Source organism: Stenotrophomonas sp. Sm6012 (assembly GCF_030985895.1).
In the GTDB taxonomy this organism is placed as follows: Bacteria; Pseudomonadota; Gammaproteobacteria; order Xanthomonadales; family Xanthomonadaceae; genus Stenotrophomonas; species Stenotrophomonas forensis.
This window is the reverse complement of sequence record NZ_JAPTFX010000034.1, coordinates 1-25,467: the sequence shown is the minus strand read 5'-3', so window position 1 is coordinate 25,467 and position 25,467 is coordinate 1. Positions and strand designations below refer to the sequence as shown.

The 25,467-nt window shown below is 65.1% G+C and carries 18 protein-coding genes; 7 read left to right on the top strand and 11 right to left on the bottom strand.

Going from position 1 to position 25,467, the window contains the following annotated elements; genetic code table 11:
• Positions 1-11: 11 nt before the first annotated feature.
• The 7 genes from O0J73_RS08640 to O0J73_RS08610 all read right to left on the bottom strand — a co-directional run bounded on the left by O0J73_RS08640 (position 12) and on the right by O0J73_RS08610 (position 14,375).
• On the bottom strand, positions 12-968 hold the full coding sequence (locus tag O0J73_RS08640) for an HlyD family efflux transporter periplasmic adaptor subunit (protein ID WP_308308494.1): 957 nt from the start codon (positions 966-968) through the stop codon (positions 12-14).
• Between the two features lie 368 nt (positions 969-1,336).
• Complete coding sequence (locus tag O0J73_RS08635; protein ID WP_197564747.1) at positions 1,337-2,704, bottom strand: hypothetical protein; 1,368 nt, start codon at positions 2,702-2,704, stop codon at positions 1,337-1,339.
• 275 nt (positions 2,705-2,979) lie between these two features.
• On the bottom strand, positions 2,980-4,413 hold the full coding sequence (locus tag O0J73_RS08630) for a hypothetical protein (protein ID WP_308308492.1): 1,434 nt from the start codon (positions 4,411-4,413) through the stop codon (positions 2,980-2,982).
• Between the two features lie 119 nt (positions 4,414-4,532).
• The gene (locus O0J73_RS08625; RefSeq protein ID WP_308308491.1) at positions 4,533-6,266 is read right to left on the bottom strand and encodes a phospholipase D-like domain-containing protein; all 1,734 of its coding nucleotides are present in this window, start codon (positions 6,264-6,266) and stop codon (positions 4,533-4,535) included.
• Between the two features lie 68 nt (positions 6,267-6,334).
• Positions 6,335-7,888 (bottom strand): hypothetical protein, encoded by a 1,554-nt coding sequence (locus tag O0J73_RS08620; RefSeq protein ID WP_308308490.1) that lies wholly within the window; start codon positions 7,886-7,888, stop codon positions 6,335-6,337.
• Positions 7,885-11,193 (bottom strand): phospholipase D-like domain-containing protein, encoded by a 3,309-nt coding sequence (locus O0J73_RS08615; RefSeq protein WP_308308489.1) that lies wholly within the window; start codon positions 11,191-11,193, stop codon positions 7,885-7,887. Before O0J73_RS08615 ends, O0J73_RS08620 begins: the two co-directional genes overlap by 4 nt.
• On the bottom strand, positions 11,193-14,375 hold the full coding sequence (locus O0J73_RS08610) for a type VI secretion system Vgr family protein (RefSeq protein ID WP_308308488.1): 3,183 nt from the start codon (positions 14,373-14,375) through the stop codon (positions 11,193-11,195). Before O0J73_RS08610 ends, O0J73_RS08615 begins: the two co-directional genes overlap by 1 nt.
• A gap of 376 nt (positions 14,376-14,751) precedes the next feature.
• Here O0J73_RS08610 and O0J73_RS08605 point away from each other — a divergent pair, with 376 nt between their 5' ends.
• From O0J73_RS08605 to O0J73_RS08575, 7 genes are all read left to right on the top strand, one after another.
• Entirely contained in the window at positions 14,752-15,738 is a 987-nt protein-coding gene (locus O0J73_RS08605) for a PhoH family protein (RefSeq protein WP_006429312.1), read from the top strand.
• Positions 15,735-16,220 carry an rRNA maturation RNase YbeY gene (gene ybeY / locus O0J73_RS08600; RefSeq protein ID WP_006429311.1) on the top strand — a complete coding sequence of 162 codons (486 nt, stop codon included), beginning with the start codon at positions 15,735-15,737 and terminating at the stop codon, positions 16,218-16,220. The genes O0J73_RS08605 and ybeY overlap by 4 nt, the downstream gene beginning before the upstream one ends.
• 52 nt (positions 16,221-16,272) lie before the next feature.
• On the top strand, positions 16,273-16,881 hold the full coding sequence (locus O0J73_RS08595) for a hypothetical protein (RefSeq protein ID WP_049456542.1): 609 nt from the start codon (positions 16,273-16,275) through the stop codon (positions 16,879-16,881).
• The gene (locus tag O0J73_RS08590) at positions 16,881-17,489 is read left to right on the top strand and encodes a hypothetical protein (protein WP_308308487.1); all 609 of its coding nucleotides are present in this window, start codon (positions 16,881-16,883) and stop codon (positions 17,487-17,489) included. The genes O0J73_RS08595 and O0J73_RS08590 overlap by 1 nt, the downstream gene beginning before the upstream one ends.
• Before the next feature lie 64 nt (positions 17,490-17,553).
• On the top strand, positions 17,554-18,435 hold the full coding sequence (locus tag O0J73_RS08585; protein WP_005408827.1) for a transporter associated domain-containing protein: 882 nt from the start codon (positions 17,554-17,556) through the stop codon (positions 18,433-18,435).
• Between the two features lie 62 nt (positions 18,436-18,497).
• Positions 18,498-19,694 (top strand): DUF4105 domain-containing protein, encoded by a 1,197-nt coding sequence (locus O0J73_RS08580; RefSeq protein WP_308308496.1) that lies wholly within the window; start codon positions 18,498-18,500, stop codon positions 19,692-19,694.
• A 6-nt stretch (positions 19,695-19,700) separates the two neighbouring features.
• Complete coding sequence (locus O0J73_RS08575) at positions 19,701-20,723, top strand: magnesium and cobalt transport protein CorA (protein ID WP_308308486.1); 1,023 nt, start codon at positions 19,701-19,703, stop codon at positions 20,721-20,723.
• Between the two features lie 74 nt (positions 20,724-20,797).
• On the opposite strand, the gene O0J73_RS08570 is transcribed toward O0J73_RS08575, so the two are convergent.
• From O0J73_RS08570 to potA, 4 genes are all read right to left on the bottom strand, one after another.
• A complete protein-coding gene (locus tag O0J73_RS08570; protein WP_308308485.1) occupies positions 20,798-22,162 on the bottom strand; it encodes an NAD-dependent succinate-semialdehyde dehydrogenase in 1,365 nt (454 codons plus the stop codon).
• Between the two features lie 92 nt (positions 22,163-22,254).
• Positions 22,255-23,097, bottom strand: a complete 843-nt coding sequence (locus tag O0J73_RS08565; protein WP_106550353.1) for an ABC transporter permease subunit — start codon at positions 23,095-23,097, stop codon at positions 22,255-22,257.
• Positions 23,094-24,026 carry an ABC transporter permease subunit gene (locus O0J73_RS08560; protein ID WP_006429237.1) on the bottom strand — a complete coding sequence of 311 codons (933 nt, stop codon included), beginning with the start codon at positions 24,024-24,026 and terminating at the stop codon, positions 23,094-23,096. The genes O0J73_RS08565 and O0J73_RS08560 overlap by 4 nt, the downstream gene beginning before the upstream one ends.
• Complete coding sequence (potA, locus tag O0J73_RS08555; protein WP_049458218.1) at positions 24,023-25,159, bottom strand: polyamine ABC transporter ATP-binding protein; 1,137 nt, start codon at positions 25,157-25,159, stop codon at positions 24,023-24,025. The genes O0J73_RS08560 and potA overlap by 4 nt, the downstream gene beginning before the upstream one ends.
• Positions 25,160-25,467 lie beyond the last annotated feature (308 nt).

The following is a 25,467-nucleotide window of genomic DNA, read 5'->3' as shown; positions in this document are numbered from 1 at the left end:
GTCGCCGGTGTTCAGAAGCTCACCCGCACCGGCAATCCGGCCGGCAGTTTCTGCATGTCGGTCGCCTCGTCCACTTCGATCTCGGCCAGGTAGCTCAGGCGCGCGACGTCATCGCCGGTCAGCGCGTAGTACGGGGTGAACGAGGGTTCGCTGCGGATCGAGCGCACATGCCCCTTCAACGCAGCGGCCTGCCCTTCCAGATGCACCTGCGCGGCCTGCCCGACCTTGACCTGCAACCGTAGTGGCTGCGGCAGGTAGACGCGCGCATAGGGGCGCTCGCCGACCAGCATCACCGCCAGTGGTGCGCCGATCGGCGCCTGATCGCCCTGCCGATAGGGCAAGGCGTCGACCACGCCATCGCGGGGGGCGCGCAGCTGCAGCTTCTGCAGGTTGACGCCCTGCACCACCTGCTGGGCCTGTGCGGCATCGGCGGCCGCCTGGCCCTGGGCGATGTCCTGCTCGCGGCTGCCATGCACCAGCTCCAGCCAGGCCTGCTCGGCGGCGCGCACGCTGGCCTCGGCATTGCCGGCGGCGGCCCGTGCGCGGTCCAGCTCGGCGGCGGCGATCAGGCGTTGGCGCGCCAGCGGCTGCACCCGCCGGTAGTAGGCACTGGCTTCCACCGACTCCGCCCGTAGCGCGGCCAGCTGTGCCTGGGCCTGCGCGATCTGCTCCTGCCGTGGGCCGATCTTCAGTTCTTCCAGCTGCGCCTGCGCGCGCGCGGTGTCGGCCTGTGCGGCGGCGAACTGGGCATCGCCACGGGCCGGATCCAGCTGCATCAGCACGGTGCCGGCCTTGACCGGCTGGCCTTCGCGCACCTCCACCGCTGCGATCACTTCGGCCGCCGGGGCTGGCACGGTGATCCGGTCCCATTCCAGCGTTCCCAGTGCAGTCGGCGGCGCCTGGCCACAGCCTGCCAACAGGGCGAGGCCCACCAGTCCGAACCCACGCATGCCGTTGCCCATGACCATCCCCTCCAGCGACGGCGCTACGGTGCCATCAGCCCCGTGCACCCGCGATGATGCCGATCCGCCCTGGCGGTTTTTTCACCACACCGTGGAAGGCCTTGTGCCGTCAGGGTCTGGTCCACCTATCCACAGGTTGATTCGGCATCATTCCACAGCCGGTGTGGAAAAGCGCCAGGGGGATGGGCGGATTGCTCGCCTGGCAATGGAACGTGCGCCGGCGGCAGGATGGATCGCGCGGTGGGGTGATCACCAAAACGCTGAGCACCCCGCTGCGCGCTCGTTGTGGTGGCCTGATTGCCCAGATCGGATCCCGCTGGAACGCCGATCCCACCAGCACGGGAAGCCACAGCGGATGTGGAAAAGCTGCGACGTCAGAGCGGAGAGCCTGCGGCCAGAGGCCGGTCACGCCATCCATAGGCATCCTTCAGGAAACCACTGACCTCGTTGTTCTGGTAGACGACAACGCTACGATCACCTTTGCCGCAGTGCACTTCATCGCCAGCTTCCGCGCCTGCTGCAATTTTCCCGCACACCAGCACGCGCTCGGGACGTCCTCGCCGGTCGAAGTGAAACACCCTGTAACCTTTGCCCGACCCTTGGAGCACGCGTGCATCGAATCCGTCTGCAGCGATGGCGTCTTCCGGCATCGGTACGTCAGGATTCACCCCGCCATTGATGACCTGCACCAGGCGTCCAGCCTTATCGTAATCCTCCTGGCGATAGACCGGCCCGGAATCGCTGGCCCAGGCCCGCCGACGCAGTGCGTGGGAATCTGCATCAAGCACTTCGTGAACCCGCATCTTCTCCGCAACGCGATGACTACGGATCCGGGGATAGGTCGACAGTTGCGAGAACCCATTCATTCCCACCTCGGCGGGAATGGTGACGTTGACGAAGTCGTACCGCAGGTCTGCACCCTTCACGCCCAGCCGGGTGACGGCATCCTGATAGAGAGGCTGCGCATCGGCCGGCAACAGATCCCCTTCGATGCTGTTGATCGCGTAAACCCCCAGTTGCTGATCCATCCGGGCCATCGCATAGGTCTCATATCCGTAGACGCTTCGCTCGGACGGCCTTATGTACTCCGCAACGCCGGTCCACCCGGACGTACCCCTGACCGATGCCATGACATTCCGCCCCATCGATGGCGACGGCGGCGTTGATCTGACGGAGGCATACATCCGGCCATCATCGTCGAGCAGATATCGTTGCACCAGTGCGTTGCCTTGATCCATCTGATCACAGGTCAATCCCTCTCCACCTTGACGCAGACTGGCCGGAGTTGGCTGCGCCGACCATGTCGGGCGACTGTGCTTGTCATACTTCATGCAGTTCAATGTCTGGCTGAACAACATGCCATCCGGTCCACGCCCGTGCTTGCGGATCTCGACGAGGCGTTCCTGGTCGTCGTAGAGATAATCACGCGCTTCGGCGAGCACGAAGTCCTTGGATATTGTCCGGAGAAGTCCGGCAGCCGCTGTTCTCGCTGAAGGATCAATCTCGACGGCGGTAGGAGGGGACAAAGGCACTTCGCGGGACACCAAGCCGCCCGTTTCCGAATTCCAGCTACCAGATTTCCGGCTCCGCCACAGCTCCTCGCGGCAGACACGTTCACCGGCCCCGTCTTCCGACTGGACGTACACAATGCTCCCACCCAGCAGGGAGAAGGGAAGCGTGCGCGACGCCGAATTCGAACGACTGAGCCTGATCTGCGGAAGCGAGAGGCGACCATCGGCCATGGGCGATGCTTCTCTCAGCTCCGTTGCATAGTCATCGATCAGAGGGGACGTCAGAACGCTGATGTACTCCATCTTCCAAGGGGAAACCCAGGGATCGTTTGCCACCTTATCCCCACAGGCCCAGGCCGAGGGGCTGAGCACGGCACACGCCAGCATTACGCCCCCTGCCCGCCGCCCCGCCACTGACCACCCCCGCTTCTGCGGAGGTCTCGTACCCATCGACTTCATATGACTGCCTCCTGGCATGCATCCCTGTACGTAAAGCCCATTACTCGTCATTCGCCCGGCAAACCGAGCTTCGTGGTACCAAAGCCATACTTCGTTTCCATCAGCTTCTTCACCGGGCCCATTCCCTCCACGCTCATCTTGCCGTCCGGCGTGCCGCAGCGTGTACCGACCTGCGTCCTGGCGTACTGCAGCTCGGCTTCACGGCTGCGCTTGGGCCGAGGATCGGGCTCCCACCAGGGGAAATGGGCGTAGGGCTTGTTGGTCGAGACTTCGTAGCGCCAGCACACGAACGACAGGGTCTCTCTACCGGCAGCGTCATAGTCGTACACGCGGTAAGAGCTGTAGCCGCTTGTGAGAGGCGTGAGCTTCAAGGCACCCTTCTCGGCGTAGGTGCGCAGGTTCTCGGTGTAGCCGTCATCATCGGAAACCGGGCCGGACAGAATCACCCGCGTGAGCTTGCCATTTGCGTCGTAGTTTTCCTGACGATTCAGGTCCAGCGTGCGCCACTGGCGTTCGCGGGGGTGCTTCGCGCCGGGAGCGAATACTTCGAAAATCCTGCTACCCGAACGGTGCAGATACTCACGCACACGGGTATAGCCTGTGACTCCCTCAAAGTGTCCCTTGGCGACCTCTGGAGGGACGCGTTCACCGGGGAACGTGTACCGCACCTCCTGTGACGCGACGTGGCTGCGCTCTGCGAAAACCGGAGTGACGTCAGACGGAACCAGGGTAACGGAAGGGCTTCGCACTCCTACAATCCCTCGCTTCTCGCCGCCGTAAAAGCGAATGCCGACGACCCGTTTCAATTCAGCATCGTCGACATTGACGAAGCCCCCCACCGTCCAGGCACCGTCGGTCGCCTCGGTTCCAGGGCCAGTGTCCTCGCGGTCGGGATCCTCACCTGGTTTACGCGTGGCTTCCTTCTCTACATCGGAAGCCAGCGATCCATCCGGTCGATAAGTGAAGTATCGAGTGGTAGTGCGGGATGGCATATCGCGGAGCTGCGAACACTGGAACTCTGGCCTATCCGAGACTATCAATCCAGAACTCTCATTTGCCACTTCTATGCGACCATTTTCGTCGTAGAGTGCACAGAACGTTGTGACCCTATGCCCTTTCGCGTCAACATTCTGAATCGAAGTCAATCTACCAGCCGAGTCATAATGGAGCTCATAGCTCCTGCTCAGCTCGAAATAGGGATAGACCGGCTTAACCGCAGAATGCAGGCTCTCAGGCGGCACTTGGCCAATCAATTTGGATTCCCGCCTCTTCCACTCTTCAACGCGGCATAGCCGTTGCCCTTGAGCGCTTTCTTCCAAGTAATAGATAGCACCACCATTCGAGTTGAACGGATTATTGTGCAACTCACCGAGTATTGGCTCGACACTAATCCGTACGTAGGGGACGTCTTCGTTCGCGCGACTGAGGCTGGCGCCTACCGCATCCACCTCGCCCGATGGGCTTGGCCTGAACTTGATCACTATCCCACCATTCTTAAACCGGAGGTCCTTCTCAATTGATGAACCGCAGTCTGCAAGCGCGGTTTGCACACCACACAGGGCCCCTAAGACCACCATCGCCCTCAACAGTAGATGCCCACTCATACCTGCTCTCCGTGCCCCCAAGAACCATGGCGATCCGAGTACGCTAGTTCAGTTGACCGATCCCCCTCAATAGGCACGATTGCAATGATCTCGTTCGGCATCGCTGCAGCCGGATCATCCATGTCACTCCCCCAGAGGAGTGGCATGGTCACCCAGAAACCCTGAATCCCACGGCGCGTTGCGGTACCTCTGAGAAAATCCGTCGCCTTACGCACATCATGCCGCCCCACTGCATCGGTCACGTAGTCGTTCACAACACTTGGCTCCTTCATGAAATCTGACTGCAGATCTGCCGGCTGCGCGTAGAGCATGCGCCTGACGTGCCCTTTGTCACTAAGACCTGCCGCCGGAAATCCATGAAACACAGAGTCGTAGCGAGGGAAAGAGTCGCGCGGGACATTCGTGAAGACACGTTGATAAGCTTCCGAATTGGCATCCGCAAGCCCCCTGATCCCCGCCCAAGTTCCGGCACTTGCCGGTTTGTCGACCTCCAGGGTCGGAACTTTCTTGCTGAATAAAGGGTAGTAACCTTTGGTTGCATCAGAAAGGACGAATTGCTTGTCCCCCTTCTCAGGCTTCGTCTCAAGCGCCTGCCCCAGGAACTTCCTCCAAAGTTTCATCCGCAGATCCCGCGCAAACTTCCGGGTTATCACCTGCACGCCATTGCCCAGGTCCATCGATTTGGCCGCACCGTCCACGATCACTGCGGCGATCTCGGTGTCACCTGTGCCCAGCAGGCTGCGGTCGTTGCAGTTCGCACTTCCAATGATGGCCACGGCGTCGTCCACGATCAGCAGCTTGGAGTGTACGTAACACTGCTCGGTCACCACGTACAAGGGGGTGGCCTGATCCGCGCCGATCGTATGCGGTGCGTAGTGGTTCTTGTGGTTGATGTCGGCCAGGACCCCATAACTTCTCAGGTTCATTACCGACAGGTATTCCTTCCAGCGCCCGGCCTTCACCTCTGCCTGCAGATCGGCCTCTTCCACGCTCGCCTCGCGGATGTCCTTGTCGCGCGCGATCAGTGAACGGCAGATGCGGCGGATCAGGCTGTCGTCGCCACGCAACAGGGTCTGCTGCACCCAGTACTGCTGCTTCAGCACGGCACCGTCGAACAGGCTGCCTTCCGGATGCACGGGCAAGGTGATGTACACATGGAAGCCCTGTCCGGCCACGATGGCGCGGCGGATGCGCGCAGCGATGGCCGCCACCAGCGGGTTGCTGGCCGCTGACTTCACGCCCTGCTTGCGCTTCACCAGGTCCTGCACAACGCCGGTTTTCCCGATGGGCCCACTCATGGCCACGCCCTTGTCGACGTAGCCGGCCTTCTTTTTTTCGGCTTGGGTCATGGGCCGCCGCTCGCCGCCCTTGATTGCCGTCTCCACCGTCCTGCCGGCTTCAGCGTCGGACCAACCGCATTCGCAAATCAGGAACTGGGTCTCGAGGTAGACAAAAGCGCGCGCCGAGGCGATGCAGTTGACCATCGCATCGAGGATCGAATGCATCGGCTGGTTGCGCTCCCAGTACGGCTGCAGGCAACTGGCATCGTCCAGATTCAGGCCGAGTTCCTTGCAGCCCTTCTTCTCCAGCGCATGCAATGCCGTGCCCGAGGAACGCACGATCTGTACGGTGACGTCGCCGGCCGTGCCCGGCCGGGCCAGGTCACCGAACAACGCCTGCATGCCGCCCATCGACTGCAGCCATTGATCGCTCAACGGCGTCAGTTCCATCCCGCGCGCCAGCGTGGTCTGCTCCGACAGGCCGGCGCCTGGCACGAGGTAGGGATAGAAGTCTCGCCCTACTCGCCCGGCAACCCCAGCTTGGTCGTCCCGAAACCGTACTTGGTTTCCATCAGCTTCTTCACCGGGCCCATGCCCTCCACGATCATCTTGCCGTCAGGCGTGCCGCACCGCGTGCCCACCTGCGTCCTGCCGTACTGCAATTCGGCTTCACGACTGCGCTTGGGGCGGGGGTCGGGCTCCCACCAGGGGAAATGGGCGTAGGGCTTGTTGGTCGAGACTTCGTAGCGCCAGCAGACGAACGAGAGTGACTCTTTGCCTGCAGCGTCATAGTCGTACACGCGGTAGGAGCTGTAGCCGTTGGTGAGCGGCGTGAGCTTCAAAACGCCCTTCTCGGCGTAGGCGCGCAGGTTTTCGGTGTAGGCGTCACCAGAGACAGGGCCGGACAGAATCACGCGCGTGAGTTTGCCCTTTGCGTCGTAGTTTTCCTGCCGATTCAGATCCAGCGTGCGCCACTGGCGTTCCCGAGGGTGCTTTGCGCCCGGAGCAAAAATCTCGAAGATGCGCTGTCCCGTGCGATGGAAATACTCACGAACACGCGTATATGCGGTTACGCCGTCAAATTGCCCCTTCAGCACATCTGGCGATACACGCTCTCCAGGGAAGGTGTAGTTCAACTCCCTACCTTCATCCCGACTACGTTGCTCAAAGACGGGCGTCGCGTCGGATGAAGCAATGGCAAAGGATCCACTCTGTATACCAGTAAGCCCACGCTTATCGCTCATCTGAAAAGAGGCACCAATGCGGTGATGGAAGCTGGCACCATTAAAGAAAAAATCCCCCTGCGCGTACCAGGCCCCATCAGTTGCCTCAGTTCCGAAGTCGACGTCCTCTTGCTCTGCGCCCTCCCCAATCTTGCGTGTAGCCTTCTTGATCATGTCCAAAGCCAAGAATCCATCAGCCCGATAAGAAAAGTATCTTGTATCTACACTTACTGGATTATCTCGAAGATCCGAGCACTGAAAATGTGGATCCTCCGAGACGATCAGCCCAGAAATCTCATTTGCCACCTCTACGCGACCATTCTTGTCGTAGAGCGCACAGAAAGTTGTGACCTTACGGCTCGACGTGCCGGTCTGTTGAATCGATGTCAACTGACCCGACGCATCGTAATCAAGCTCGTACGCATTTTGCAGTTCAAAGTACGGATACAGCAACTTGACTGCAGGATGCAGGCTTTGGGGAGGCGCTTCACCAATCAGCTTTGACTCCCGCCGCCTCCATTCCTCAGCACGGCAGATCCGCTGTCCTTGGCCAGTATTTTTCAAATAGTAGACCGAACCACCATCCGAGTCGAATGGCTCATTATTCAATTTAGCCAGATCAGGACCGGTCCTGATTCTTATGTAAGGTGCTACCTCGTTCGCGCGACTGAGGCTGGCGCCTACTGCATCCCCTCCACCAACCAACCTTGGCGTAAACTTGACCACCATGCCGTTGCCCTGAAAGCGACCATCTTCTTCATTTATTGAGCTGCAACCTGCATGCACAGCTTGCACGGCGCACAGAGCACTCACCGCAATCAGCGCTTTCAGCAGCAAATACTCACTCACACCTTTTCTCCTTGACTCGAGGCAGCATGTCGAATCGAGTATGCCAATTCACTTGACCTATCCACCTGAACAGGCAGGGCTGCAATGATCTCGCTCGGCATCGTGGCAGCCGGATCGTCCATGCTGCTCCCCCAAAGCAGCGGCATGGTGACCCAAAAGCCCTTAATTCGAGGACGTCCTGGCTCGCCCTTGAGGAAGTCAGTCGCCTTGCGCACATCATGCCGACCGACGGCACTGGTCACATAGTCGTTCTCAACACTGGGCTCCTGCATGAAGTCTGGCTGCAGGACAGGGGGTTGCGCATACAACATGCGCTTGACGTGTCCCCTGTCACTCAGGCCTGCTGCGGGGAACCCATGGAACACGGAATCATAGCGGGGGAACGAATCGCGTGGGACATTGGTGAAGACATGCTGATAGGCATCCGAATTAGCGTCAGCAATCTCCCTAATCTCCCGCCAAGTTCTGGCGCTTGCCGGCTGTTCGATCTGCGGAACTGGATCTACCTTATGGAACCAAGGCAGATACGCCCCCGCAGCTCCAGCTGCAGAGTATGGTTTCTTCTTTTTCTCTGACAGCTCTTGAATCGCCTGCCCCAGGAACTTCTTCCAGAGATTCATCCGCAGATCCCGCGCAAACTTCCTGGTTATCACCTGCACGCCATTGCCCAGGTCCATCGACTTGGCCGCACCGTCCACGATCACTGCGGCGATCTCGGTGTCACCTGTGCCCAGCAGGCTGCGGTCGTTGCAGTTCGCACTTCCAATGATGGCCACGGCGTCGTCCACGATCAGCAGCTTGGAGTGTACGTAACACTGCTCGGTCACCACGTACAAGGGGGTGGCCTGGTCGGCGCCGATCGTATGCGGTGCGTAGTGATTCTTGTGGTTGATGTCGGCCAGGACCCCATAACTTCTCAGGTTCATTACCGACAGGTATTCCTTCCAGCGCTCGGCCTTCACCTCTGCCTGCAGGTCGGCCTCTTCCACGCTTGCTTCGCGGATGTCCTTGTCGCGCGCGATCAGCGAACGGCAGATGCGGCGGATCAGGCTGTCGTCGCCACGCAACAGGGTCTGCTGCACCCAGTACTGCTGCTTCAGCACAGCGCCGTCGAACAGGCTGCCTTCCGGATGCACGGGCAAGGTGATGTACACATGGAAGCCCTGTCCGGCCACGATGGCGCGGCGGATGCGCGCAGCGATGGCCGCCACCAGCGGGTTGCTGGCCGCTGACTTCACGCCCTGCTTGCGCTTCACCAGGTCCTGCACAACGCCGGTTTTCCCGATGGGCCCACTCATGGCCACGCCCTTGTCGACGTAGCCGGCCTTCTTTTTTTCGGCTTGGGTCATGGGCCGCCGCTCGCCGCCCTTGATCGCCGTCTCCACTGTCCTGCCGGCTTCAGCGTCGGACCAACCGCATTCGGAAATCAGGAACTGGGTCTCGAGGTAGACAAAAGCGCGCGCCGAGGCGATGCAGTTGACCATCGCATCGAGGATCGAATGCATCGGCTGGTTGCGCTCCCAGTACGGCTGCAGGCAACTGGCATCGTCCAGATTCAGGCCGAGTTCCTTGCAGCCCTTCTTCTCCAGCGCATGCAATGCCGTGCCCGAGGAACGCACGATCTGTACGGTGACGTCGCCGGCCGTGCCCGGCCGGGCCAGGTCACCGAACAACGCCTGCATGCCGCCCATCGACTGCAGCCATTGATCGCTCAACGGCGTCAGTTCCATGCCACGTGCCAGCGTGGTCTGCTCCGGCAGGCCGGCGCCTGTCCAGTCGTTGGCACCGCGGATGCCACGGTTCAGGACCTTGCGCACCGCCGTGCCGATTTCACGGTCGCCGCGCTGGTTCTGCCAGACCATGGCGTTCCAGCGGTGCATGAAGTTGCGGCAGATGTCGAACACCGCCGGTCCCTGCAGGCGCGCGTGCACGTCCTGCCACGGCATGCGCGGCTGGCGGCCGCTGTCGAGCAGGCGCTGGATGCGATCCACCGGCTCGTTGATCCACTTCACCAGCGATTCCCACGCCTGTTTGGCCTTGTTGAACTTGTTCTCGATCTCGGCATATTTGGCCTTGGCGTCCGTGACCAGCGAGTCAGGATCACGCACGTATCCCACGACCGTGGTGGCCGTCTTGATCGGGCCCAGAATGGCGTCCTTGATCGCAGCCTTGCGCTCATCGACCCATTCGCCGAACTTCTTCGCCTGGATCTTCGTGAAGCCTTCCACTGCGCGCCCCGCGGCGGCGGCAGCCTCGCCGACGTTCAGCTTGACCGCCTCGTCGGCGGCCCGGTTGGAAGCAGCGATGACGTCGGCGTATTCCTTTTCGATCTCGGTCAACCACCCTTGAATGGCCAGGAAGGTCTTGGCGACCGAACGCTGTACCTTCACGGCTTCTTCCATGCCCGGAATGACCATCTCGGCAAGCTTGCGGATGCCTTCGCGCTCCAACGCGTCGGGCACGCCCAGCTTGTCCGCATAGTCCTGCAGTTCGGCCAGTGCGGCGCCGGCATCCCACTGCGCCTTCATCCGGTCCAGCGCGATGGCCAGGCCCGGCACGTATGCCTGGGCAAAGCCGGGGCGGACACGGCCGACCGCGTCCGGGCTGGTATCGGGCTTATCCAGGGTCAGGTCCTGCTCAGCCCTCGTCATGCCCCGAAACTTGCTCAGGCAATTGTTGTAGTGGTCATTGAGCACATGCAACTTCGGGTCGCAGACCACGTCGAAGTTGCCGTCGTCCCAGCGCCCGTGGGCGATGTCCAGGCCGCCGACGAAGCCGATCTTCCCGTCCACCACCAGGATCTTCTGGTGGTGCGAGAAGGCGATGTTGAAGGCATCGGTGCGGCCGGTGGCCGGGTTGTGCAGGCCGACCTGCACCTGCCCCGGCGTGTTGGCATCCTGCATCTTGTACAGGGCCGTGCGCGCCTCGTTTTCGTGGGTGTAAGCCGCCGCCTCGACACTGTCGTAGAGCAGCACCCGCACATCCACGCCGCGCTGGTTGATGGCGTCGAACAGCAGTTCGCTCAGTCGGCTGGCGTGGGCACCGCCACGGCTGTCCAGCTCGGTGTCGAAGTTCATCTGCCAGTCGGCGATGAAGATGAACTTCTGCGCGCCGCGGATGGCATCGGCCATCGCCTTCATCGCCGAGCGGCCGTCTGTGTAGGCGTCGACCTTGTTGCCGCGCCGCACCGGTGCGAACTGGCGGTCCGGTGGCGCGTAGTAGTCACCGCTGCTGGTGCCCTTCTGCCCGTCCAGGCAGGTCAATGCGGTATGCGGGACGCTGCCCAGCTTGGTGCCGTCTGCCATCACTGGATCTCCTTGCGCTGGGCCGGGTCGGCGTCGATATGCGACTGGAACTCGTACTCGGCACGCTGCCGGTAGGCATACAGCGCCGCATCATCGGGAAGGTCGGCCAGGGTTTTGCCGTAGTTGATCGCTTCAAGCGTGTCCATGGTGGTGCGCACGCCTGGCGAGCTGCTGTAGGGGCGCGGACGCTGCAGGGGAATCACGTCGATGCCATGCACCAGGAACAGCCGCCCCGGGAACCGGCCGGCATCGTTCCAGATCTTCGCGCACAGGGCGTCGTCCAGGCTGACGTCGCCCTGCTCGTCGGCCTGCCCTTCGGCAACGGTCTCGGCCCAGTTGCCCGGTACCAGCGCGCCATCACGCATGTCCTCGTCCAGCGCCCTGCGGGTACGCACGATCTTCCAGGGCTGGCCTGCCAGCGGATGCCCCTGCGGCCCCGGAATGTCCTGCAGGCGGAAGGCCAGCTTCGGAATCTGCTCGCTGAGGGTGCTGGTTGGCATGTCCGGGAGCGCGTAGCTGAGCTGCGCGGGCCCGACGAAGGACTTCTGCCCGGCATGCACGGTGATGGTGCCGGGACAGTTCACCACCAGGTTGCCGCCCTCCAGGGTGAGGCTGGCGCCACCGGCGGTGGCGATATGCAGGGTGCGCGGTGCGGCCAGTTCCACGGCCGCCTGGGCGCTGGCGGCACGCAGAGAGGCACGCGATTGCACGTTGATCTCCGCGGACTGGGCGCGGACGTCCAGCGCCGCCTGCCCTGCTACGACGCTCAATGCAGCCTCGCCAGCAAAGGTCCGGCCACTGGCCGCGAGCACGCCCACGGCCTGCATCGCGTGCAGGCGCGCGCTACCGGCCACGCTGGCATCGCTGTGCTGGCCACTGGCCAGCACCACATGCCGGGCACTGCTCCACTGCAGCGCCTGCCCGGCCACCATGGCCAGGCCGGCATGGCCGTGCAGCCCGAGCGTGGGCTCTTCGGTATGCGGCACGGCGCCGCCGGTGGGCCGACCCTCACCACCTGCGCGGGCCTGTGCGTAGTCCTGCCCGGGCACGCTGGCGCGCGCGACCCGCTGCAGGCCCGCCAGGCCCGCGCTGTCCTCCGACGGAGCGTGGCTGGCCATGCCGACCGCCCGGTGGGTGGTCGCCATCGCGTGCCAGGACCCGGCCAGGGTTGACGCCTGCTGCAGCAGCGCACTGGCGGCAACGGCCTCACCGGCCGGCGAAGCGGGCGCGCGGGGGTGCGCGATCAGCCATGCGCCACGCTCTGCGCGCAGTGCGCCCCAGGCATCGGTACGCAGTTCCGCGCCCTCGCCGCGCAGGGACCCGCGATGGTTGTCGGCCTGGTGCCGCAGGTGGCCAAGATTCAGTTCGCTGATGGCATGGCTGCTGGCCAACTGCAGGCGCAGCTGCGCATCGGAGTCGTCGAATACCAGGCGGTTGTAGCCGGTACCGGACCACTCCCGTGACTGGATGCCCCACAAGGCACCGGCATGCCGGTGCTGGCCTTCACCGGGCGCCATCGCATGCCAGGCAGGGGCGTGGCCGCCGGCCGCATTGCCCTGCGCACTCGGACGCCTGTCGGCGGCCTGGCCGAACAGGCCTGCGTCGCTACCGGCTGCAGCCGCACCGGCAGGCGTGGGAGCAGCGCCGGCATCACCACGGCCGTTGTACAGCGCGCCCAGCACCAGCGGCCGGTCGATGTCGCCCTCAAGGAAGCCGACCAGCACCTCCTGGCCTACGCGCGGCAGGAACTGCGAACCCACGCCCGGCCCGGCGTAGCGCTGCGCCACCCGCATCCAGCACGTTGCCTCGGCGTCGGTGGCCCCCTGCAGATGCAGGCGCACCCGGACCCGGCCCTGGCTGTCGGCATGCAGATCGGCGTCACTCCGGCCATCGCCGGCGATGACCCGGGCGGTCTGGTAGCCCGGTGCAAGCGGCCGCGGGTTGATGCGTTCCCCGGTCCCGTCCTGCAGTACCGGACGCCATGGCTGCCGCTGGTCGACGGCCCGGAACCGGTTGGCGTAGCCCAACGCCGAGGACGCCTCAAGCAGGGCTCCCGGCAGCCCTGCGGTGGCCGCGAGCCAGGGCGCAGGTGGCTCGGCCCGCCGCTGCCCGCGCCCCTGCGTGATCGGCGGCGGGTTGCACCCGTGGTGCAGTACCTCGGTTGGAAGGAGGGTCGGGGCGGCGGCGGTTCCGGCCGCCAGCACGCGGATGAAGCGGCCCGCCTGCAGGCTTCGAACGCTGCCGGTGCCCAGCCAGCCGGCCAGGCCCGCCTCGTGCGCTTCGGCCACCCGGCGCGCCCGGCGCTGCCCATCGGCCGCCTGGGCGAAGGCATGCGCGCCCACCGGGTCGTAGATCTCGCGCGGACTCTGGCCGCCCGCCTGCAACGGCAACTGGACATGGCGGAGCACCGGCCCCCGGTAATCGCTGGTGACCAGCGACAACCGGTTGCTGCCCAGCAGGCGACGTGCGCCCAGCTGCTGCAGCGTGTCCGCCGCTTCGGTACCGTCATTGCGATGGAAGCGGATGCCGCCATCGCGGGCGGACTGAGGGTTCTCCGGCTGCGCTCGACTGTCGGAAAACAGCACAAGGGTCAGCCGCCCGCCGCTGTCGCTCTCGAATGCGCCGGCAATTCCCTCTTCGGCCAGCAGGCGCTGCACGAAGGCCAGGTCCGGCTCGCGATACTGCACGCAGTAGCTGCGCGCAGGCGCCTCGGCCAGAGCGGCTACGGCGTCCTCGCTCCAACGCCAGCAGGCCAACTCGCCATGCCCGCCCAGCACGTCCTCGACGATGTCGCGCACGGTGCGTTCCTGGTACACGCGGCTGTGCCGTGCATGCCCCAGCAGCCAGGTCCATGGGACACAGTGCAGGCGATAGCGCGCCAGGCCGCCCTCGCTCTCCAGCCGATGGGCAGAGGCAACATACCCGCAGCGCAGATGGTCCTGGCCATCGTCCAGGCGGGTGACCAGCGCCGCCTCGCGACCCGGCCATTCACCGAACGCGAGGCCCGCGTCCGGATGCAGCACATCCACCCAGTAATCGAATCCACCAGCCAGGCATTCATGGCCCCACCATTGTTCGACGAACAAAGGGGGCAGGCCATCGGCCCGCAGGCGGTGCAGTTGATGGTCCGGCTCCAGCCCGACCAGCGAAGCAAGCGCGGCATGCGCGAGTGAAGCATCCATGTCATTTCCTGTGCCAGGCGCTCCTGCCCTGGCGATGGCCTACCTGCCACTTCCGCGTTGCTACGGGCCGGGCAGCGCGCTGCGCCGATCCTCGCGGAAGACCCTGTTCCCTTGGGGCTCCGGGCTGATAGTCATCCGCGACCCGGCCGCCGTCAAGTTTCCGGCGCGCGCCCCCTCTCCGCCGGTCATGACGTTTTTTTCACCATCGGCTCATGGAGCCTGTGGCACAAGGGACGAAGGTGTCTATCCACAGCTTTCTTCCAGCCCGGTCCACACGCCATGTGGAAAACGCCCGGCGCTGGCCGTGTGACCCTGCCGCGCGCTACCCTTGCTGCCTGAATCCACTGTGGTGCAAGGCTTCCGCCCTACCCGATCAATGAAAAGCATCGAGCATCGAGACTTCACCCTGTCGCCGGAAGACAACGAGCGGCTGGCCAACCTATGCGGTCCGTTTGACGGGCATCTGCGACAGATCGAGCTGAAGCTCGGCGTGGAGATCGCCAACCGCGGCTTCGTGTTCCGCATCAGCGGACCGGAAGAGGCCATCGTCGAAGCACAGAAGCTGGTCGAGGCGCTGTACGCCGAGGCCGGCGAGACCACCTTCGACAACCATGCCATCCATCTGCGCCTGGCCCAGGCCAACGTCGAGCAGATCGCCGAGCGCTCCTACGAAGCGCAGGACGTGGCAATCAAGGTCAAGCGCGGCACGGTGCGCGGACGCGGTGCGAACCAGGGCCGCTACCTGCACCAGATCGCCACCCACGACATCAACTTCGGCATCGGCCCGGCCGGTACCGGCAAGACCTTCCTGGCCGTGGCCAGCGCGGTCGAAGCGCTGAATGAATCGCGCGTGCAGCGGCTGATCCTGGTGCGCCCGGCGGTGGAGGCCGGAGAGAAGCTGGGCTTCCTGCCCGGCGACCTGAGCCAGAAGGTCGATCCCTACCTGCGACCGCTGTACGACGCCCTGTATGAAATGATGGGCGTGGAGAAGGTGGTCAAGCTGCTGGAGAAGAACGTCATCGAGATCGCGCCGCTGGCCTACATGCGCGGCCGCACGCTCAACGATGCGTTCGTGATCCTGGACGAAGCACAGAACACCACCATCGAGCAGATGAAGATGTTCCTGACCCGTCTCGGCTTCGGGTCCACCGCGGTGGTGACCGGCGACCTGACCCAGACCGACCTGCCCAAGCACGTGCGCTCCGGCCTGCGTGACGCCATCGATGTGCTGCGGGGGGTCGAGGGCGTCAGCTTCACCTTCTTCGAATCCCGCGACGTGGTCCGCCACCCGCTGGTCGCGCGCATCGTCAGCGCCTACGACCGCCGCGACCTGCATCAGATCCAGCCTGGAGCAACTCCATGACCCGTGGTCCCGTGCGACTGGATGTCGCCGTCAGTTACGCCCTGCCGCGCTCCGGCCTGCCGGCGGCGGTCAGCTTCCGCAAGTGGGTGGCCGCCGCACTGAAGGGCCGCATCCGCGAGGCCGACCTGGCCATCCGCGTGGTCGACGCCAAGGAGGGGCAATCACTGAACCGCCACTACCGCGGCAAGGACTACGCCACCAACGTGCTCAGCTTCCCGGCCGAAATGCCCGAAGGCCTGCCCAAGGGCGTCAAGTTCCCGTTGCTCGGCGACCTGGTGATCTGCGCGCCGGTAGTGGCCCGCGAAGCCGATGAACAGGGCAAGGCGCTCAATGCCCACTACGCGCACCTGACCGTGCACGGCGTGCTGCACCTGCTCGGCTGGGACCACGAGGACGACAAGGAAGCCGAGGCGATGGAACAGCTGGAGCGCGAGATCCTGGCCGAGCTCGGCATCGCCGATCCGTACGCCGGCGAGCGCTGAGCAGGCCGGGCGGCCATCCGCCGGGTCCATAACGAAAACACGAGGAACAAGGATGATCCAGCAAGGCAGCTTCATCACGCTACTGATCGTGGGCGGCCTCTTCGCCGCCCTGCTGGTGCTGGGCGTGCGCACCGTCCGGCGCATCGCTGCCACCGATCCCACCGGGCAGCACTGGCTGCTGCGCGTCCTGGCGCTGCTGTCGCCCCTCTGCCTGGTGGCAGGGCTGGCGATCGGCATGATCGGGCCGTACCTCAACGACCGGGCGCAGCCCGCACACGGCCCCGGCCTGCTGACGATCTCGATGCTGCTGATGCTGGCGGGTGCGCTGGCGCTGCCGGTGCTGTGGCGGATGATGCTGCAACGGCGCCTGGGCCGGCCCGCCAATGGGCTGCCGTTCTTCCATGCCTCGCGCACCTCGCTGCTGGTGCTGTACGTACTCGCCGCGGTCTACATGATGCTGATCCGGAATGCCGGGCCGAACCCGATGCCCTGGCTGATGGACGCTGGGCTGGTGCCGACCGTGGCCTGGGCCATCGCGGGGCTGCTCCACCTCGCGATGCTGTCGGTGCTGATCACCCTGCCGCTGATGTTGCTGCGTGCAGTGATGATCGGAGTCGCCCGCCGTATCACCCGGCCGTTCACCCGTTCCTCGGGGCTATGATGGCGCCCCACCCCCTGCGGATACCGCCCGTGTCACTGCGCTGCTGCCTGATCCTGCTGGGCGCCCTTGCCGCCCCGCCTGCCTTCGCCTCCAGCCTGGACCTGCCGGCGTTGATCGAGTGCCGGCAGCGCGTGGCCGATCTCGGTGCGCTGGCGCCGCTGTTGGCCGACCCGCTGAAGGCCGTGGCCCAGGGCCTGCAGCCGCTGCCGCAGGGCAACCAGTTCATGAGCGAGTACCTGCTGGCCCAGCCGATCACCGTCTTTGGCATGGCCACCGAGCGGGTGGCGGTGGCCGGCGCCAGCATCATGGCGGTCCTTGACCAGGCCGACCCACGGCCGCTCGCCAAGCGGCTGGGGCTGGAGACCGGCTACGACCAGGACGGCAAGTTCATGGCCGGCCGCGAACTGGTCAGCCGTGATGTCACCGACCCGAAGAGCGGCGAGGCCCAGATCGAGTCGATCATCCTCAGCGTCTCCACTGTGGCCTCCCATCCCGGCAAGACCCTGGCCGGCTGCACCTACAGCCTGGACCTGCCCGAGGAAGAGGCCCCTGCCCGGCCTGAACTGGCCCCGCCGCCGATCACCGGGCCCGGCAGCGACGGTCACTGACAGGCCGTCACATCCTGCTAGACTGGGGCCAACGCCCGGCCTGCCGGGTGCCTTTTTTCCAGAGATGTCAGAAGACGACAGTAGTAGCTCCCCTGCGGAGCACAGTGAAAAGAAGCGCGGCTGGCTTGAACGCCTGACGTCCGCCTTCTCCGGCGAACCCCACACCCGCGACGAGCTGGTCGCGGTCCTGCACACCGCGCAGGAAGAGGGGCTGATCGCCGCCGATACCCTGAAGATGATGGAAGGCGCCATTTCGGTGGCCGAGCTGACCGTGGGCGACGTGATGATCTCGCGCTCGCAGATGGTCTCGCTGCCGGTCGAAGCGCCCTTCCTTGAGCTGATGAAGCAGGTGGTCGAATCCGGCCATTCGCGCTTCCCGGTTCATGGCGAGAACAAGGACGACATCCTCGGCATCCTGCTGGCCAAGGACCTGCTGCGCGGCGTGGTCGCCGACAACGGCCCGGCCAACGTGCGCGAGCTGCTGCGCCCGGCGGTGCTGATTCCGGAGGCGAAGAAGCTCAACGTGCTGTTGAAGGAATTCCGCCTGTCGCGCAACCACATGGCCATCGTGGTCGACGAGTACGGCGGTGTCGCCGGCCTGGTCACCATCGAGGACGTGCTGGAGCAGATCGTCGGCGAGATCGACGACGAGCATGACGAAGCCGAGGATCCGTCGGCGCAGATCGCCATCCAGTCCGACGGCCAGTACGTGGTCGACGCGCTGACTCCGATCGGCGACTTCAACGAGCGCTTTGGTGCCACGTTCTCCGACGAGGACTACGACACCATCGGTGGCCTGGTCACCGAGGCCGTGGGCCACCTGCCGGAAGTGGGCGACGAGCTGGCGCTGGATCGTTTCATGTTCCGCGTGGCTCGCGCCGATGCGCGCCGGGTGCAGGCCTTCCACGTGACCGTGCTGCCGCCGGACGCGCAGGACGACGCTTGAAGCGCGGTGCCCCCAACCTGGCACTGCGCCTGACGGTGTGGCTGGCACTGTGCGTGCTGGCCATGGTCCTGCCGCTGGCCGCCTCCGCGCAGCCGGCGGCAGCCACACCTGCTTCACCCGTCGCCAGCGCCGAGGCTTTTGCCCCGCGCATCGGCGTGGTGACCATGCAGCCGGGCACGGTGTTCTTCGAGCGCTTCGGCCACGACGCCATCGTCGTGATCGATCCGGCCAGCGGCGAAGCGACCTCGTACAACTTCGGCTACTTCGATCCGTCCGAAGATGATTTCATCAGCCGCTTCGTGCGCGGCGACATGATGTATTACCTGGTGGCGCTGCCGCTGCAGCAGGACCTGTCGTACTACGACGAGACCGGCCGTGGCGCCAGCGTGCAGTGGCTGGACCTGCGCCCGGACCAGGCGCGTGCGCTGGCCGCCGACCTGGCCGAGCGGGCCAAGCCGGAAAACGCGCGCTACCACTACGATTACTACACCGCCAACTGCGCCACGATGGTGCGCGATACCGTGGACAAGGCGCTGGGCGGCGGACTGCAGTCGCAGCTGTCGGGGCGCTCGCGCGGCAACACCTATCGCAGTGAATCGGTGCGCCTGGCCTCGCCGGCAGCGTGGATGTGGCTGGGCTTCGACGTCGGCCTCGGCCCGTTCGCCGACCAGCCGCTGTCGCGCTGGCAGGAAGCGTTCGTACCCATGCGTCTGGCCGATGCGCTGCGCCAGGCACGCAACAGCGATGGACGACCGCTGGTGCAGTCCGAACAGGAACTGTTGCCGCACCGCATCGACCCGGAACCGAAGGAATTCGCGCGCCGCTGGTGGCCGTGGCTGCTGTGCGGCCTGGTGATCGCCGCCGGCGTGCTGGCGCTGCGCAGCCGCCCGCGGCTGCTGGCCGGGCTGGCCCTGCCGTTCTGGCTGCTGTGTACCATCGCCGGCAGCCTGCTGGTGTTCCTGTGGGGCTTCAGCACCCACTACGCCGCCTGGGCCAACCGCAACCTGCTGCTGCTTTCGCCGCTGGCGGTGCTGCTGCTGCCGGGCGCGATCGCCGTGCTGCGCGGGCGCGTGCCGGGCCGCATGTTCAGGATCGTGCTGTGGCTGCTGGCGGTACAGGCCGTGGCCGCGCTGGTACTGCACTGGCTGAGCCTGCAGGCGCAGTACAACGTGCAGTGGATCGTGCTGCTGCTGCCGGTGCACGTCGCCCTGGCGTGGGTGCTGGGGCGTCGTCCTCACTTGTCCGAAACACGCCCCTGACGCACGATGGCGGGCATGTCATTGCCCGCCTCCGCTTCCGCACCTGCCTCGGCCAACCCCGCCTGCGTCATCAACTGCGTCCACTACGATGAGGAGGGCAAACGCCACGACATCAGCCTGGACGCCATCAGCGATGTCATTGCCAGTGGCAACGGCTTCGTCTGGGTGGGCCTGTACGATCCCAACGACGATGTGCTGCTGAAACTGCAGGAGGAATTCTGCCTGCACGACCTGGCCATCGAGGATGCGCGCAACGCGCACCAGCGGCCCAAGGTCGAGACCTACGGCAATTCCCTGTTCGTGGTGGTGACCACCGCGCAGATGGTCGATGAGCGCATCCAGTACGGCGAGACCCACGCCTTCCTCGGCCCGCGCTTCCTGGTGACCGTACGCCACGGCGCTTCCCTGTCGTACGCGCCGGTTCGTGCGCGCGTCGAGCGCGAGCCGCAACTGCTGAAGATGGGCCCCTCGTACTGCCTGTACGCGGTGACCGACTTCGTGGTCGACAACTACCTGCCGATCGTGCATCGCTTCCGCGACACCCTGGACCTGCTGGAAAAGGACATCTTCGCTGACAACTACAAGCGCAGCACCGTTGTGCGGCTGTACGAACTCAAGCGCGAACTGAACAAGATGCGGATGGCAGTGGCGCCTCTGCAGGACGTGCTGGCACAACTGCGCCGCTACCAGGGCGATCTGATCCCCGACGAAGTGAAGCTGTACGTGCGCGACGTGCACGACCACGCCGTGCGCATCAGCGATGTGATCGACACCCTGCGCGAAATGCTGGGCACCGCGCTGAGCGTGAACCTGTCGCTGGTCACGCTGGCGCAGGGCGAGACGGTCAAGCGCCTCGGTGCCTGGGCCGCACTGCTGGCGGCGCCGACGCTGATCACCAGCTGGTACGGCATGAACTTCAGCCACATGCCGGAGCTGAGTGAACCATGGTCCTACCCGCTGATGATCGTCGGCGTGGGCGGCGTGTGCGTGGGGTTGTACCGGTTGTTCAAGCGCTCGAAGTGGCTGTAATCCGCTTCTGGTAGTGCCGGCCGCTGGCCGGCAACCAGGCAATGCCGGCCAGCGACCGGCACTACCGTTCGGCATCAAGCCACGTAGACGGTCTTGATGTTCATGAACTCATGGATGCCGTGGTCGGCCAGTTCGCGGCCGAAGCCAGACTGCTTGCTGCCGCCGAACGGCAACCGCGCGTCACTCTTGACGATGGCGTTGACGAACGCGGCGCCACACTCCATACGCTGGGCAAAGCCTTCGCCGCGCACCGGGTCGCGCGTCCACACGCTGCCACCCAGGCCGAAGCGGGTATCGTTGGCCACGCGCAGTGCCTGGGCCTCGTCCTTGACCCGGATCACTGCGGCCACCGGCCCGAACAGTTCCTCGTCGTACGCCGGCATCCCCGGACCCACATGATCGAGCACCGTGGCCGGATAGCCGGCATGCGTGCCGGCAATCGGCTCACCACCGACCAGCACGCGCGCGCCCTTGGCCACACTGGCCTGCACCTGCTTGTGCAGTTCGTCGCGCAGGTCGGCGCGGGCCATCGGCGCCAGCGTGGTACCACGCTCATCCGGATCGCCGTACTGGCGCTCTCCCGCCGCCTCAACGAAGCGACGGGTGAATTCATCGGCCACGGCATCGACCACGATGAAGCGCTTGGCTGCGATGCAGGTCTGCCCACTGTTGTCGAAGCGTGATTTCACTGCCGCCGCCACGGTCTTGTCGAGGTCGGCATCGTCGAGCACCACGAAGGCATCGCTGCCGCCGAGTTCCATCACCGACTTCTTCAGCTGGCTGCCGGCATTGGAGGCAATCGAGCGCCCTGCCCGTTCACTGCCGGTCAACGTCACCGCCTTCACCCGTGCGTCGCGCAGCACCTCGGCGGCCTGATCGTTGTCGATGTGCAGCACATCGAACACGCCGTCCGGAAGGCCACCGTCACGGCACACCGCCAGGATCAGGTCGGCGCACTGCGGCACGTTGCTGGCGTGCTTGAGCAGGGCCACGTTGCCGGCCATGAACGCCGGGGCCAGGAATCGGAACACCTGCCAGATCGGGAAATTCCACGGCATCACCGCGAACACGCAGCCGATCGGCTCGTAGCGCACGTAGCTGCGCTGTGCTTCGGTGTCGATCAGCTGCGGCTTGAGATAATCGGCGGCATGGTCGGCGTAGTACTCGCAGGCGGCGGCACACTTGTCCACTTCGGCCAGCGCTTCGGCCTTGAGCTTGCCCATTTCATGGGTCATCGCCTGCTGCAGGTCGTCGCGGCGCGTGCGCAGCTGCGCGGCGATCTGGCGCAGGATGGCGCCCCGGTCCTGCAACGAGCGATCCGCCCAGCCCGGGAAGGCATCGGCGGCAGCCTGCAGGCGCTGCTCGATATCGGCAGCGCCCATCAGTTCATGGCGGTAGGTCACCAGGCCGGTGGCCGGATCAACGATCTCGACGGTCATGGGGGATCTCCTTCAGGAAGACCCCCATTGTGCGCCGCCGGCCGTGAGCCGGATGTTGCCGGCGCTGATGTTGCCGGCCCTGCCGGCAGACCTCAGCCGTTGTCCTGCCGCGCCAGCTGCAGGTCGCGCTGGCGCCGCTTTTCGGCGCGTGCATTGATGTACCAGCCGATCACCGCGGCGATCGATACCGCCGACACCAGCAGCGTTGCCAGCGCATTGATCTTCGGACTGATGCCCATGCGCACCGAGGCGAACACCTTCATCGGCAGCGTGGTCGAACCCGGCGTGGCGACGAAGCTGGCCACCACCACGTCATCCAGCGACAGGGTGAAGGCCAGCAGCCAGCCTGCCACCAGTGCCGGGGCGATGATCGGCAGGGTGATGCGGCCGAACACGGTCAGCCGGCTGGCACCCAGGTCCATCGCCGCTTCTTCCAGCGAGAGATCCATTTCCTGCAGGCGCGAGGACACCACCACGGTGACGAAGCACAGGGTGAAGGTGACGTGCGCGATCCAGATGGTGGCCAGGCCGCGCGCGGGGAAGCCGGGAATCGCGCCCATCGAGGCAAGCAGCGCCATCAGCGAGAACCCGAGGATGACGTCCGGCATCACCAGCGGTGCAGTGACCAGGGCGCCGAACAGCGGCTTGCCGCGGAAGCGCTTGAAGCGGGTCATCACCATCGCCGCCAGCGTGCCCAGCACGGTGGCGGTACAGGCGGTCCAGAACGCCACCACCAGGCTGGTCCACATCGCGTCCATCAGCGCGCGGTCGGCGAACAGGTCGCTGTAGGCACGGGTGGAGAACCCGGCCCAGACCATCGCCAGCCGCGAGCTGTTGAACGAGTAGAACATCAGCAGCAGGATCGGCAGGTACAGGAAGGCGAAGCCGAGCAGCAGCACGCCCAGCCCCAGGCCCTTGGCGGTACGCGGGCTCATGCCTGCTTTCCTTCCAGCAGGCGCTGCTGGGAACGGTTGAACAGCAGGATCGGCACCAGCAGCAGCAGGATCATCGCCACCGCCATCGCCGAGGCACCCGGCCAGTTGCGGTTGTTGAAGAATTCGTTCCACAGCTGGCGGCCGACCATCAGCGTCTCCGAACCGCCCAGCATTTCCGGGATCACGAATTCACCGATCGCCGGGATCATCACCAGCATACAGCCGGCGATGATGCCCGCCTTCGACAGCGGCAGGGTGATGCGCAGGAACGCCTGCCACGGCTTGGCGCCAAGGTCGTAGGCCGCTTCCAGCAGGCGGTGGTCGTGCTTGACCAGGTTGGCGTACAGCGGCAGCACCATGAACGGCAGATAGCAGTAGACGATGCCGATGTAGGCCGCGGTTGGGGTGTCGATCAGCTGCAGCTTCGGCAGGCCCAGGCCGGTCATCAGCGTCTGCAGGCCGGTGAACTGCAGGAACTGGTCAAGCAGGCCGTTGCGGTCCAGGATCGCCTTCCACGCATACACGCGGATAAGGAACGAGGTCCACGACGGCAACACCACCAGCATCATCGCCACGTTGCGCGCGGCCGGCGAGAGGCGCGCGATGGCATAGGCCATCGGATAACCGATCAGCAGGGTGAGGAAGGTGGAGATGGCCGCGATCTTGATCGAGCTGAGGAACGCCTGCGCATAGATCGAATCGCGGAACAGCGCCAGGTAGTTTTCCAGGTTCAGCTTCAACGAGAAGCCGCCGTCCACGTACTGCAGCAGCCAGGTGTACGGCGGCGAGCCGACCCGGCTGAGCGAGAAGCTGATCATCAGCACGATCAGGAACGGTACCGCGAAGAACAGCAGCAGCCACAGGTACGGAATGCCGATCACCGTGGCACGCAGCCCCGGCAGCCAGCGCTTCAGGCCGGCGACGTTCATGAGGTCAGCACCACGCCATCGTTGTCGCGCCAGTGCACCCACACACTGTCGCCCCAGGTCAGGCCATCGCTGGCCCAGCGCTGCGAGTTGGCGAAGTTGGCCAGCACTTTGGCGCCGCTGGGCAGGCGCACGTGGTAGACCGAGTGGCTGCCGAAATAGGCGATGTCCTCGATCACGCCCTGTGCCTTGTTGGTGTGCCCTTCCGGCTCGTCCTTGCCGATCATCACCTTCTCCGGGCGCAGCGCGAACGCGACCGGCTGCCCTTCATAACCGGTGATGCCATGGGCGATGTAGATCGGTGCCGGGAACAGCGGCGAGCGCACGGTCACGTACTCGGGCAGGTCCTCGTCGATCACCCCGTCGAACAGGTTGACCGAACCGATGAACTCGGCCACGAAGCGGTTGGCCGGCTGCTCGTAGACCTCGTCGGGCTTGCCGACCTGCTGGATCCAGCCGGCATCCATCACCGCGATGCGGGTGGCCATGGTCATCGCTTCTTCCTGGTCGTGGGTGACCATCACGCAGGTCACGCCCGACGACTCGATGATGCTGACCAGTTCCAGCTGCATCTGCGAGCGCAGCTTCTTGTCCAGCGCGCCCATCGGCTCGTCCAGCAGCAGCAGCTTCGGCCCCTTGGCCAGCGACCGCGCCAGCGCCACGCGCTGCTGCTGGCCACCGGACAGCTGGTGCGGCTTGCGCTTGCCCAGGTGGCCCATCTGCACCAGCTCCAGCATCTCGCCGACGCGCTTGCTGATCGCGTCCTTGCCCAGGCCATCCTGCTTCAGCCCGAAGGCGATGTTCTGCTCGACCGTCATGTGCGGGAACAGCGCATAGGACTGGAACATCATGTTGACCGGCCGCTGGTACGGCGGCAGCGCGTCCAGGCGCTGGCCATCGAGGGTGATGCTGCCCTTGGTGGGCGTCTCGAAGCCGCCCAGGCAGCGCAGCAGGGTCGACTTGCCACTGCCGGAGCCGCCGAGCAGGGCAAAGATCTCGCCCTTGCGCACGTCCAGATTGACGTCGTCGACGGCGACGAAACCGTCGAATTCCTTGCGCAGGTCACGAATGGAGAGATAGCCGGGCGCACCGGTCGTGTCGACGACGGCGGCTACCGGCTGGGCTTCAACGGGCATGGGGGCTCCGGGAGCGGGCGGTGGACAGCGGCCGCCATTCTAACGGCCCGGGGGCGCAGGGGATATGACGGCAACAGGCGGGCGGGGCCGGTCGGACCGCGCCTGCGCGGCCACTGCCCTTGCCGGGCAAGGCGCGCCTCCCTTCCCGGGGAGCGGGGGCCCGGCCGGCCACCCCCCCCCGCGCGGCCGCGGGCCCCCGCTGGGCGCCCCCCCCCTCCACCCCCTGCAGGCGGGACCGGTCATGCGCGGTGGGCGCCGCCGCCTGCGCCCACAGCAACGCCAGCGGCGGCACCAGGCCACAGCAGGTC